Annotated in this window: 10 protein-coding genes; 6 read left to right on the top strand and 4 right to left on the bottom strand. The window is 67.0% G+C overall.

Annotation, left to right across the window (positions count from 1 at the left end; translation table 11 throughout):
• From BRAO375_RS01800 to BRAO375_RS01825, 6 genes are all read left to right on the top strand, one after another.
• The coding region (locus BRAO375_RS01800; protein ID WP_035638391.1) for an LPS-assembly protein LptD at window positions 1-1,375 on the top strand (1,375 nt) is incomplete at its 5' end.
• Between the two features lie 196 nt (window positions 1,376-1,571).
• Window positions 1,572-2,510, top strand: coding sequence for a SurA N-terminal domain-containing protein (locus tag BRAO375_RS01805; RefSeq protein WP_035638392.1), 939 nt, complete (start codon window positions 1,572-1,574; stop codon window positions 2,508-2,510).
• On the top strand, window positions 2,510-3,511 hold the full coding sequence (gene pdxA, locus BRAO375_RS01810) for a 4-hydroxythreonine-4-phosphate dehydrogenase PdxA (RefSeq protein WP_009025736.1): 1,002 nt from the start codon (window positions 2,510-2,512) through the stop codon (window positions 3,509-3,511). Before BRAO375_RS01805 ends, pdxA begins: the two co-directional genes overlap by 1 nt.
• A complete protein-coding gene (rsmA, locus tag BRAO375_RS01815) occupies window positions 3,508-4,368 on the top strand; it encodes a 16S rRNA (adenine(1518)-N(6)/adenine(1519)-N(6))-dimethyltransferase RsmA (RefSeq protein WP_009025737.1) in 861 nt (286 codons plus the stop codon). Before pdxA ends, rsmA begins: the two co-directional genes overlap by 4 nt.
• Window positions 4,369-4,394: 26 nt before the next feature.
• Window positions 4,395-5,453, top strand: a complete 1,059-nt coding sequence (locus tag BRAO375_RS01820) for an alcohol dehydrogenase (RefSeq protein ID WP_009025738.1) — start codon at window positions 4,395-4,397, stop codon at window positions 5,451-5,453.
• A gap of 466 nt (window positions 5,454-5,919) precedes the next feature.
• Window positions 5,920-8,301 (top strand): hypothetical protein, encoded by a 2,382-nt coding sequence (locus BRAO375_RS01825; protein WP_009025739.1) that lies wholly within the window; start codon window positions 5,920-5,922, stop codon window positions 8,299-8,301.
• Window positions 8,302-8,313: 12 nt separating this feature from the next.
• Here BRAO375_RS01825 and gmk read toward each other — a convergent pair whose 3' ends face one another.
• The 4 genes from gmk to BRAO375_RS01845 all read right to left on the bottom strand — a co-directional run.
• A complete protein-coding gene (gmk, locus tag BRAO375_RS01830) occupies window positions 8,314-8,973 on the bottom strand; it encodes a guanylate kinase (protein ID WP_009025740.1) in 660 nt (219 codons plus the stop codon).
• A 3-nt stretch (window positions 8,974-8,976) separates the two neighbouring features.
• Window positions 8,977-9,864, bottom strand: a complete 888-nt coding sequence (locus tag BRAO375_RS01835) for a YicC/YloC family endoribonuclease (protein ID WP_009025741.1) — start codon at window positions 9,862-9,864, stop codon at window positions 8,977-8,979.
• A gap of 121 nt (window positions 9,865-9,985) precedes the next feature.
• Window positions 9,986-11,266 (bottom strand): endolytic transglycosylase MltG, encoded by a 1,281-nt coding sequence (gene mltG, locus BRAO375_RS01840; RefSeq protein ID WP_035638394.1) that lies wholly within the window; start codon window positions 11,264-11,266, stop codon window positions 9,986-9,988.
• Window positions 11,267-11,534: 268 nt separating this feature from the next.
• Window positions 11,535-12,081 (bottom strand): 3-oxoacyl-ACP synthase (locus BRAO375_RS01845; protein ID WP_035638398.1); only part of this gene is annotated, 547 nt, incomplete at its 5' end.

A 12,081-nucleotide genomic window follows, 5' to 3' on the forward strand; every position in this document is an offset into this window, starting at 1 on the left:
CGATCCGTTCAACTCGTTCATGAGCCTGCCCACGGAAGCGATTTCGCAGCTGTATCTGACCGGCGTCGGCAGCCGGAGCGTCTTCGACGTCAGGGCGATGCACTATCTGAGCTTCTCGGGCAACCAGCAGACGGTTCCGATCGTCTATCCGGTGCTCGATTACTCGAACGTGCTCAACTACCCGGTGTTCGGCGGCGAGCTCAGCTACAAGACCAATTTCGTCAATCTGACCCGCCAGCAGGCGGTGTTCGATCCGATCACGACCACGGCCAACACCAATGGCCTGTGCACGACGACGTCGGCCGACCCGCTCGCCCGCCTGCCGACGCAGTGCCTGCTGCGCGCCATGCCCGGCACCTATACCCGCCTGACGGCGCAGGCGCAGTGGCGGCGCTCGTACACCGACCCCTTCGGCCAGATCTGGACGCCGTTCGCGATCCTGCGCGCCGACGCGATCAATGCCAACGTCACGGCGCAGCCGGGCGTCGGCAACTTCCTGCCGACCGGCGACACCCAGGCGCTGCGCCTGATGCCGACCGTCGGCCTGGAATACCGCTATCCGTTCATCAACGTGCAGCCGTGGGGAACCACGACGATCGAGCCGATCGCGCAGGTCATCGTCCGGCCGAACGAAACCTATGCCGGCCGGCTGCCGAACGAGGACGCCCAGAGCATGGTGTTCGACGCGAGCAACCTGTTCAGCGTCGACAAATTCTCCGGCTACGATCGCATCGAAGGCGGCGGCCGCGCCAATGTCGGCGTCCAGGCGACCACGCAGTTCGACCGCGGCGGCACCATCAACGTGCTGTTCGGCCAGTCCTATCATTTGTTCGGGCTGAACTCCTTCGCCGTTCAGGACATGAACAACACCGGCATCGGTTCCGGCCTGGACAAGCGAGCCTCCGATTACGTGGCCCGGCTCGATTATTCGCCGAACCGCACCTACACGTTCAGCATGCGCAGCCGGTTCGACCAGCAGACGCTGAACGTCCAGCGCTTCGAGGCGGAAGCCAAGGCGAACTTCGACCGGTGGTCGGTGGCCCTGACCTACGGCAATTATGCCGCCGATCCGGCGATCGGCTACATCAACCGCCGCGAGGGCATCCTGGGCAGCGGCTCGGTGAAGGTCGCGCCGAACTGGGTGGTGACCGGTGCAGCGCGATGGGATCTCGCCGCCAACAAGATCAACCAGTATGTGATCGGCGCTGGCTATGTGGACGATTGTTTCGTGCTGGCCGCCAACTATGTAACGTCGTATAATTACACGACAGGCGTCACCACGCCCGTTCTGAGCCATGCCTACATGCTCCAGATCGGACTCCGGACTCTCGCCAATTCCTCGTCGACGGGAACCGGGGCCGGAGGCCTTCAGTAAGGCGCGCCGGGCTCGGTCGGCGCGGATCCGACCGCCCCGTCTCGAGAGTCAGGCGTTGCAGCCGATGCGGTTCTGGCCTATGGGCGGCTAGCCATGGTTTGGGGACCGTGGCTTTGGGACAGTCAGTTCTGAGCCGTGCACTGAGAGCCGTGGCGCCGCTCCCAATTGGATTGATTGCGAACAGCGAAGCTTCATCATGACGACTCCGTTCCTTCCCCGCCTTCGGACCCTGACCTTCTGCGCGGTCGCCGCGCTGGCGTGGGGCCCTGGAATGACCTCGGCCCGCGCCCAGAGCATCGTTGTGATGGTGAACGGTGATCCGATCACCGACTACGACATCGAGCAGCGCACCAAGCTGAACTTCCTGAGCACCCGCAAGCAGCAGAGCCGCCAGGAGATCATCAACGAGCTGATCGACGACAAGGTGAAGATCAAGGAAGGCAAGAAGTTCGGCGTCGAGCCGAGCGCCTCCGACATCGACCAGTCCTACGCCGGCATGGGCTCGCGCATGCGTCTCAACGCCGATCAGCTGACCAGATCGCTCGAGAGCCAGGGCGTGCGGCCGGAGACGCTCAAGTCGCGCATCAAGGCGGAGATCGTCTGGACCAGCCTCGTCCGCGGTCGCTACAAGGAACGCCTGATCGTGTCCGACAAGGACGTGGCCGCGGCCGTTGCCGCTGCCGGCGGCGATTCCGACCAGCAGGGCCAGGCGTTCGAATACAAGATGCAGCCGATCGTGCTGATCGTCTCCAATACGTCGAACCAGGGCGCCATGGAGATCCGGCAAAAGGAAGCGGAAGCGCTGCGCGGGCGGGTGCAGAGCTGCGCCGACGCCAACAACATCTTCAGAACGACGGCCAATGCCGTGATCAAGGAGATCGTGGTCAAGACCTCCGCGGACATTCCGCCCAACCTCCGCAAGCTGCTCGACGACACCCCGATCGGTCATCTGACGCCGCCGGAAGCCACCAAGCAGGGCATCCAGATGGTCGCGCTCTGCGCACGCACGCCGACCACGATCGACACGCCGAAGAAGCGCGAGATCAAGGAACAGATGTACGCCAAGAAATATGAGGCGACGTCGAAGGCCTATCTGCAGGAAGTTCGCAAGTCGGCGATGATCGAATACCGCTGATGACGAAGCCCCTCGCGCTGACGCTGGGCGAGCCGGCAGGCATCGGACCCGACATCACCCTGCAAGCGTGGCTGCGCCGCGAAGCGCTCGGTCTTCCGGCGTTCTACGTGCTCGGCGATCCCGCCTTCCTGGCGCAGCGGGCGAAGCTGCTCGACCAGTCGATTCCCGTGGTCGAGGTGCGGCCCGAGCAGGCATCGCAGGCCTTCGCGCACGCGCTGCCGGTTGTCGCCACGGGACATCGCACCACCGCCCTGCCCGGCCGTCCCGATGCGACCAGCGCTGAAGCCGCCATCGGCTCGATCCGCCACGCGGTTGCCGATGTGCAGGCCGGACGGGCCGCGGCCGTGGTGACCAACCCGATCGCCAAGGCCGTGCTCTACCGCGCCGGCTTCGCGCATCCCGGCCATACCGAATTCCTCGCCGAGCTGGCTGCCGATGGCGGCGCTGTGCCGCAGCCCGTGATGATGCTGTGGTCGCCGATGCTAGCGGTAGTGCCCGTGACCATCCACGTGGCGCTGCGCGATGCGATCGAGCAGCTGACGAGCCCTCTGATCACCTCGACGACCCGTATCGTGGCCGCCGGCCTGCGGCGGTATTTCGGCGTGTCGCGGCCGCGCATCGCGATGTCCGGACTCAATCCGCATGCCGGCGAGGACGGCACGCTGGGCAGCGAGGAGGACACCATCATCGCGCCCGCGATCGCGACCTTGCGCAACGCCGGTCTCGACGTGCAGGGACCGCTGCCGGCCGACACGATGTTTCACGAGGCGGCGCGCAAGAGCTACGATTGCGCCGTCTGCATGTACCACGATCAGGCGCTGATCCCGATCAAGACCCTGGCGTTCGACGAGGGCGTCAACGTCACGCTCGGCCTGCCCTTCATCCGGACGTCGCCGGATCACGGCACGGCGTTCGGCATCGCCGGCAAGGGCACTGCCAATCCGGCGAGCCTGATCGCTGCTTTGCAGCTCGCGGCGCGCATGGCCGCCCGCGCGTCATGAGCGCCATCGACGACCTCCCGCCGCTGCGCGAGGTCATCCGCGAGCACCAGCTGTCGGCGCGCAAGGCGCTGGGCCAGAACTTCCTGCTCGATCTCAATCTCACCGCCCGGATCGCCCGCGCTGCGGGTCCGCTCGAAGATGCCACGGTCGTGGAAATCGGCCCAGGACCGGGCGGCCTGACGCGGGCGCTGCTTGCGCTCGGCGCCCGTCACGTCATCGCCGTGGAGCACGACGAGCGCGCCATTCCCGCGTTGCGGACAATCGCCGATCGCTATCCCGGGCGACTCGAAATCGTCTGCACGGATGCCCGCACCTTCGACGTTCGCCCCTATCTCGGCAGCACCAAAGCCAAGATCGTCGCCAACCTGCCCTACAATATCGCGACGCATCTGCTGATCGGCTGGCTCTCCGCCGAGCCCTGGCCGCCGTGGTACGAGATGATGGTGCTGATGTTCCAGCGCGAGGTCGCCGAGCGCATCGTCGCCACCGAAAATGAAGAGGCCTATGGCCGGCTGGGCGTGCTCGCCAATTGGCGTTGCGAGACCAGGATCCTGTTCGACATCTCGCCATCGGCCTTCGTGCCGCCGCCGAAGGTCACGTCGTCCGTAGTCCGGCTGGTGCCGCGCCCGGAGCCCGAGCCCTGCGATCGCCGCGCGCTCGAGCAGGTCGCCGCGGCCGCGTTCGGCCAGCGTCGCAAGATGCTGCGGCAGAGTCTGAAGTCGCTCCCTGCAGATCCCGCACGTCTGGCGGCCGCCGCCGGCATCGATCCGACCCGCCGCGCAGAGACCATCCCGGTCTCCGGCTTTGTTGCCATGGCGCGCGAATTGACCAATAGTCGCAACGACAACAACATCTAACAACAAGCATTTCAGGGAGATTCATCATGGCGTTGATGCGTCGTCAGTCGCTGGTCAAGTTCGATGCGCCGCTGTGCGAGACCATCGTCGAGACACCGAAGCCTGTCGGACGCGAGGTTCTCGTGCGCATCGAGCGCTGCGGCCTGTGCCACTCCGACCTTCACATCCAGGACGGCTATGCCGATCTCGGCGGCGGCAAGAAGCTCGACACCACGCGCGGCATGACGCTGCCCTTCACGCTGGGCCACGAGATCGCGGGTGTCGTCGACGAGGTCGGGCCCGATGTGCCGAAGGAGCTGATCGGGAAGAGGCGCGCGGTGTTTCCCTGGATCGGCTGCGGCCAGTGCCGCGACTGCGCCAATGGCGACGAGAATCTGTGCGCCAAGCAGCGCTTCCTCGGCGTCTCGATCGACGGCGGTTTTGCCACTCACGTGCTGGTGCCCGACGCGAAATACCTGCTCGAATATGACCCGCTGCCGGTCAACCAGGCGGCCACGCTGATGTGCTCAGGCGTCACGGCCTATGGCGCATTGAAGCGTCTCGTCGACCGCCCGCGCCAGCGCAATCTGCTGCTGATCGGGCTCGGCGGCGTCGGCATGATGGGGCTGTCGTTCGCACAGGCGATGTTCAAGCAGCCGATCTCGGTCGCCGATCTCTCTGCCGCTGCGCGCGACACGGCGCTGCAGAACGGCGCCGCCACCGCCTACGATCCGGCCGAGCCCGACGTGATCAAGCGCATCCTCAAGGAGACCGGCGGCGGCTTCGACGAGGTCGTCGACTTCGCCGGCAACGAGAAGTCGATGGCCTTCGCGGTTGCCGTCGTCGCCCGCGGCGGCAAGATCGTGGTGTCCGGACTGATGGGCGGCCAGTTCACCCTGCCGATGGTGCAATGGGTGTACAAGCGGATGACGATCGAAGGCTTCATGGTCGGCACGCTCGCCGAGGGCCATGAGCTGATGGCGCTGGCGCGCGCCGGCAAGATCAAGCCGCCGCCGATGCGCGAGGAGCCGATGGGCGACGTGCAGAAATGGATCGATGCGCTGCGTGCCGGCCAGGTGGTCGGACGCGTCGTGCTGACGAACTGACGAGCCCGATCCCTGAACATGGCAGGCGGCCGCGTGGATTACGCCGCGACCGCCTGCTGCTCATCAGCACGATCCCGCGGAGGGTCGCAGCGGCTGCGGCACAGCATCTGCGGCTCGTAGCGCCAAGCCGGCACCGAGCGACGGGGCCGCCGCGCGTCGCCCGATCAAAGAACCGCAACGCCTTGTTCTGAGGCTTTCGTCGCCGATCACTTGCCCACAAGCTCAGGGGTCGTCAGGCCGTACGCGCAATCATCGAGACTGAATCGCGCCATCGATCTTCACCGATGTGACCGATTTGCCGCGACATCGCGGCCAAATCCGTCAGGCCTGGACGCATTCTCTTGTGGGAAAAAAGCCGCACTCGGCGGCGAAAAGAGCGGGCCAGAATTAATCCGGAATTGCGGCTCATTGCCACCCAACTTGTCTCCGAGAACGCGCCGTTGCGTAAGCGTATCCGGAGTCGTCAATGGCAAGCCGAATGGCAGGAGTTGCATTTGCCATTGCCGTCGCTATCGCAGCGAGCGTCGCGATCGCGCTGCCGCGCGCCGCCATGACGGCGGAGGACTGCCTCACCGAGCCGACCGGCGACAAGTCTGACGCCCAGCATTGGTATTATCGCTTCGACCGCGGCACCAATCGACGCTGCTGGTATCTCAAGGATGCCAATGGCCGTGAAATCGCTGCGCCCGTTCGCGCCACCCAACAGCCGGCGGCCTGGGACTTCGCCCAGCCTTCGCCGCCCAAGCTCACGCCACGACGGACGGATGGGCCGGCGCAGCGCTCCAGCTCGGACGCGATGGCGGAGCTGCCGCAATCGCGCCTGCGAACCGGCGTGGACGCGAGGGGGACGCCGAAGCCGCAAAATCTGGCGATCACGCCGACGACCTTGACGGCGTCCGACGCCAGCCTGCCGCGCAGTCTCGATGCTTCGCCCTGGCCGTCGGCACCGCCGCAGCCGGTCGACACGACCACGGCCGATACGACGTCGACGACCACAGCCGATGACGGCAACGCCGATGCGGGGACCAATGCAGCCGGCGCGAACGACAATCAGGCGGCCGCCGCCTCGAAAGCAGCCAAGCCCGAAGCGCCGATCCACATCCTGATGCTCGTGGTGATCGGCGCGCTGGCCATCTCCGGCTTGCTCGCCAGCGCTCTTTACCGGCTCAGCCGCATGGGTCAGCGTCGCCGACGCAACGGCAGCTGGCACGAGGATGCGCGAGCGCGCCGCGGACGCATGAAGGCGCGCGGCAAATCCCCGCAATCCGGGATGCGTGCGGGCCGCGGCGGCATGTCGACCGCGTCCTACGATAACGGTCGGGGCGCACAGCCGGTGTCGGCGCTGGACTTGGCAAGCGCGCGGTTGCCGACGCCTCAACCCGAGCCTTCGGAGGCGCGCGCGTATCGGCAGTCTCCGCTTCAGCAGGGGGATCATCAGCCGGTTTCGGCCCGCCGGCGCGAGCTTGACGCCGCATCTGACACGCAGCGGCCGCAGAACACCGACGCCGTGTGGCAGGCCGCCGATCAGCTCGCGGACCGCGTCTCGGCGCAACGGGCGCCCGCGACCAATACGCCGATGGCTGCGCCGGCCGGACAGCCGGCTGTCGCCGCCATGATGCCGCCTGCATCGCCGCCACAGCAGGTGGCCGCTGCCCAGTTGGCCCATGCTCAGATGGCTGCTGCCCAAGCCGCCGCCGCCAACGCCGCGGCTGCCAAGGCCGCGGCTGCCAAGGCCAGCGCGGCCGCCGCCGCCCTGGCTGCGCAGGCTCCGGCCTACGGCGCACCGGCTGAGGCGCCGCCGCAATCCTGGTCCGACGCCCAACAGGCCGCGCCAGCAGCTGCCTTTGCACCGCCGCTGCCCGCCTCTCAACCGTCCCAGAATGCACTGGCAGCCGCGCCGCCCTCCCCGGTCGACGTCGGCGAGATCGTCTCGGCCCTGCGTAGGGCCCGCGCCGGCGATGGCGGGTCCGGATCGGCCGGCGCCGCGCCGGTCGACGCCGCCAAGGTGATCGCCGCGCTGCTGGTGTCGCGCGCGGCCAAGCGACGTGCGCCCCAGGCTGGCGATACGGGCGGGGCGCCGCCCGCGGCGGTCGCTGCCGGAACGTCGCCGACCGCGCCCGATGCGGTCGCGTCTCAGAGCACCCAGGCTGCGCAGCAATTGATGAATCGTCTTCGCACCGGCCAGTCGGCCGTTCAGCCCGTTGGCGCCATGGCCGATCAAGCTGCGCAGGCGTCTTCGACGGACACGGGCGATCCAGCAGCCGCGCTGATCGAGACGCTTCGCGCCCACGCGGCTCGGCAGCCGGCTCATCAGGCCGAGGATGAGAGCGTCGCGGCCGCCCCGGCCGCAACGGCAGACGATGATCTCGACGATCCCGCGGCGGCGCTGATCAATCTCCTGCAGTCGCGCTTCTCCCTCCCGGAAGACGAGCTGGAGCCGTCTCAGGAGGACGAGGAGGAATTTGCCGGAGACCAGGTCGAGGGGAACTTCACCCGCATGCAGGACGATCCTGCTGCGCAACTGATGAGCCTGCTGGAATCGCGGTCCTCGATTCCGGCGGCATCTCCGGCCATCGAGAGTCCGCAGCAGCCGCCACCGCAGCAGCATCGTCCGCAGTCGCAACCGCGGCACCATCAGCAATCGCGGCCATCGCGGCCCCCGCAGCAACAGCGGCCGCAGCAGCCGGGGCGTCCATTCGTCCCGACACCATTCGAGGATCCGGCAACGCCGCCGCTCGACTTCATCCCGCGGCCTCCGGCGCTCCGGCCGAGGCCGCGCAACATTCAGCAGGATGATGAGCTCGACGGCATCCAGGACATCCTGGCGCGGCTCGGCCGCCGGGCTTGATCGCGAAGCGCGTCAGCTCTCGAGCTGGCGCTGCAGCTCTCGCACGAAGGTCGTCAGCCCGGTGCGGCGCTCGCGCTTGAGCCGCTCGGCCTTGAGGATCGACTGCACCTCGGCAAAGGCGTCGTCGACGTTGCGGTTGATGACGATGTAGTCGTACTCGGCCCAGTGGCTCATCTCGTGGCTGGCGCGGCTCATGCGCCCGCGGATGACCTCGTGTGAATCCTGGGCACGCGTATGCAGGCGCTTCTCCAGATCGGCAGCCGACGGCGGCAGGATGAAGACGCTGACGACGTCCTGGCGCGCCTTCTCGCGCAGCTGCTGTGTGCCCTGCCAGTCGATATCGAACAGCACGTCCTGGCCGGCGGACAGCGCAGCCTCGACCGGACCGCGCGGCGTGCCGTAGCGGTTGTCGAACACCGTCGCCCATTCGAGCAGCTCGTTGCGCTTGACCATCTCTTCGAAGCGCGCGCGGTCGACGAAGTGATAGTCGCGCCCGTCGACCTCGCCGGGCCGCATCGGCCGGGTCGTCGCCGACACCGACATCTGCAGACCCGACATGCGCTCGATCAGCAGGCGCGATAGCGTCGTCTTGCCGGCGCCTGACGGCGACGACAGCACGAACATCAGGCCGCGCCGCTCAACTCCATCGAAGCTTCCGTCGTGAGCCGCCATGGATCACTCCAGATTCTGAACCTGTTCGCGAAACTGCTCGACCACCGTCTTCAGCTCGAGGCCGATATTGGTCAGCTCGATGTCGTTCGACTTCGAGCAGGTCGTGTTGACCTCGCGGTGGAATTCCTGGGCGAGAAAGTCGAGCCGGCGGCCGACCGGGCCGCCCTTCCCGAGCATCTCGCGCGCCTGCGCGATGTGCGAGGCGATGCGATCGAGCTCCTCGCGGACATCGGCCTTGGCCGCGATCAGCAGCGCCTCCTGCGCGAGGCGATCAGGATCGAAGCGATCGGACGTCTCGAGCAAGGCCGCGACCTGCTCGGCCAGCCGTGCCTTGATGGCTTCCGGCTTGCGGCCGGGCGAGGCCTCGGCCTTTCCGGCCAGCGCCTCGATCTCATCGACGCGCTGCTTGAGAATCTGGCCGAGGGAATCGCCCTCGCGGCGGCGCATCTCGACGAGATGCTTCAGCGCGGCCTCGAACGCCGCGATCGCCCCATCCTTGGCAGCCTTCTCCTCGGCCTCGTCGGTCTCCGGCTCGGCCACCTCGATCACGCCCTTGATCGACAATAGCCCGTCGATGCTCGGCGCGACCGCGTCGATGCGGCCGGACAGCGAGCTCGCCACCTTCACGACGGCCGCGAGCACGTCCTCGTTGATGCGCACCGTCGATCCCGTCTCGGTACGCTTGACCGTGAGATTGGCGTAGACGGTGCCGCGCGACAGCACCTCGGTGGCGCGCTTCTTGGCGAACGCCTCGACCTCGTCCCAGCCCTGCGGCAACCGCACCCGGACGTCCAATCCCTTGGCGTTGACCGACTTCAACTCCCACTCGAACGAGTAGGGACCGCTTGCCCCGTGACTTCGGGCAAAGCCGGTCATGCTCGACAGCGCCATTCAGCAATATCTCCGGCAGATCAGCGGCGGGCGACAGACTCGCCCGCCAAAAGTGCGCGAACCTTACGGCCTTTTGGCCAAATGTTAAGCCCGGTTCTGCGCGGCCGGCCTGCGTGGGAAATTATTGCTGAACGACCGGTGGGCTCGGCTGGGCCGCGCCCTGCCGGGCGCCCGTGCCGGGCACGGCGCCGCCCGTGGCGCGGTTGGCCGGCGGCTTCTTGGCGCCGACCGGCGCACGCGGCGCCCCGGTTCCGGCAGCCGGATCGACGGCTCCGCCGGCAACTGCAGGCGGGGCTTCCTCCGGCTCGATGGTGTCGTTCTGGGTCTGCCGCTCCATCGCCCGGAGCTTGGCGACGTTCTTCTGATGCAGGTCGTAGGTTTCGGTGAAGGCGTGACCACCCGTGCCGTCGGCGACGAAATACAGGTCGCGCGTGCGCGCCGGATTTGCTGTCGCCTCCAGCGAGGCGCGGCCGGGATTGGAGATCGGCCCCGGCGGCAGGCCTTCGATCACATAGGTGTTGTAAGGCGATGGCTGGGTGATCTCACTGCGCTTGATCGGACGGCCCAGCGTGCCCTTGCCGCCGACCAGCCCGTAGATGATGGTCGGGTCCGACTGCAGCTTGATCCGCTGCCTCAGCCGGTTCACGAACACGGCAGCGACGCGGCTGCGCTCGTCCGGCTTGCCCGTTTCCTTCTCGACGATCGAGGCCAACGTCACCAGTTGCTCCGGCGACTTCACCGGCAGATCCGGACTGCGGCGTTCCCAGATCTCGGCCAGCACGCGCTTCTGCGCCTGCTGCATGCGCTGGATGACCTGATCGCGGCTGGTGCCGCGCGGGAACTTGTAGGTCTCAGGCAGCAGCGTTCCCTCGCGTGGAATCTCGCGTACGCTGCCGGTGAAGATCTCGTTGTCCGACAGGCGCGCTACGATCTGCTCCGAGGTCAGGCCCTCCGGAATCGTGACGCCATGCTGCACGACCTTGCCCTCGACGATGACGCCGATCACTTCGCGCAGCGACGCATTCTTCTGGAACGCATACTCGCCCGGCTTGAGATCGGAACTGGCCTTCAACGCGTAGACGCCGCCGATGAAGATCCAGGGATTGACGTCGATGACGCCCTCGCGCGCCAGCACGTCGGCAATGTCGCGCTTGCCGGCGCGTTGCGGAATGTTGACGATCTTGTCGTCCTGCAGGGGTCCAGGCGCCTCGAGGATCTGCCGGCCATAGTAGTAGGCTGTCCCGGCACCGATCATGGCGAGGATGAGCAGCGTGATGATCGCGTTGCCGACCACCACGAAGGGATTGCGCGCCCGATCCGAGCGACGCGGCGGCGGCGGCACCCGTTCAGGCTCCAGCGCTGCGCGCGGACTACGGGGCGAGATGGGCGGCCGTTCACTCATCGATGCAACCTTCAGTCCTGTCGCTCTCGTCGTGGCCGTGCGCACCCCACGCAAGCGACCTGAACTCCACGCCCATCCTCACGAATCGTCATCGAATACGGCGAAAAGGTGTTTCCGCCCGTTGTCGCCGCCACGCGCATCCGCTGACCGCATCGGCGCTCGGCCGACCTGCGAAAGACACGCGAAGTGTTGGGTTCTAGTGTGGCTGCAGTCGGAATTCCGCGTGACAAAGTCGCAACAGGTCCACGCGGTGTTCCGCTCCTCCGCACTAGCTCACCACGCGCCGTAGAATCACCGACGCATTGGTGCCGCCGAAACCGAACGAGTTCGACAGCGCCACATTGATCTCGCGTTGGCGAGGCGTATGCGGGACGAGGTCGATCGCGGTCTCCACCGACGGGTTCTCCAGATTGATCGTCGGCGGCGCGATGTTATCCCGAATCGCGAGAATGCTGAAGATCGCTTCGACGGCGCCGGCAGCACCGAGCAGATGGCCGATCGACGATTTGGTCGAGGACATCGAGATCTTCGAGGCGGCATTGCCGAGCAGACGCTCCACGGCGCCAAGCTCGATCTCGTCGCCGACCTGCGTCGAGGTGCCGTGTGCGTTGATGTAGTCGAGGTCGGCGGCGGTGATGCCGGCGCGCTTCAACGCCGCGCTCATGCTGCGGAAGCCACCGTCGCCATCCGGCGACGGCGAGGTGATGTGATAGGCGTCGCCCGACAGGCCATAGCCGACCACCTCGGCATAGATCCGCGCGCCGCGCGCCTTGGCGTGCTCATACTCCTCGAGCACGACGACGCCGGCGCCCTCG

Source organism: Bradyrhizobium sp. ORS 375, assembly GCF_000239775.1.
Classification (GTDB): Bacteria; Pseudomonadota; Alphaproteobacteria; order Rhizobiales; family Xanthobacteraceae; genus Bradyrhizobium.

Bases quoted from the DNA above. Each gene is read 5' to 3' on its own strand.
- BRAO375_RS01825 (WP_009025739.1), top strand. From the start codon at position 5,920: ATGGCAAGCCGAATGGCAGGAGTTGCATTTGCCATTGCCGTCGCTATC.
- gmk (WP_009025740.1), bottom strand. From the start codon at position 8,973: ATGGCGGCTCACGACGGAAGCTTCGATGGAGTTGAGCGGCGCGGCCTG.
- pdxA (WP_009025736.1), top strand. From the start codon at position 2,510: ATGACGAAGCCCCTCGCGCTGACGCTGGGCGAGCCGGCAGGCATCGGA.
- rsmA (WP_009025737.1), top strand. From the start codon at position 3,508: ATGAGCGCCATCGACGACCTCCCGCCGCTGCGCGAGGTCATCCGCGAG.
- BRAO375_RS01835 (WP_009025741.1), bottom strand. From the start codon at position 9,864: ATGGCGCTGTCGAGCATGACCGGCTTTGCCCGAAGTCACGGGGCAAGC.
- BRAO375_RS01805 (WP_035638392.1), top strand. From the start codon at position 1,572: ATGACGACTCCGTTCCTTCCCCGCCTTCGGACCCTGACCTTCTGCGCG.
- mltG (WP_035638394.1), bottom strand. From the start codon at position 11,266: ATGAGTGAACGGCCGCCCATCTCGCCCCGTAGTCCGCGCGCAGCGCTG.
- BRAO375_RS01820 (WP_009025738.1), top strand. From the start codon at position 4,395: ATGGCGTTGATGCGTCGTCAGTCGCTGGTCAAGTTCGATGCGCCGCTG.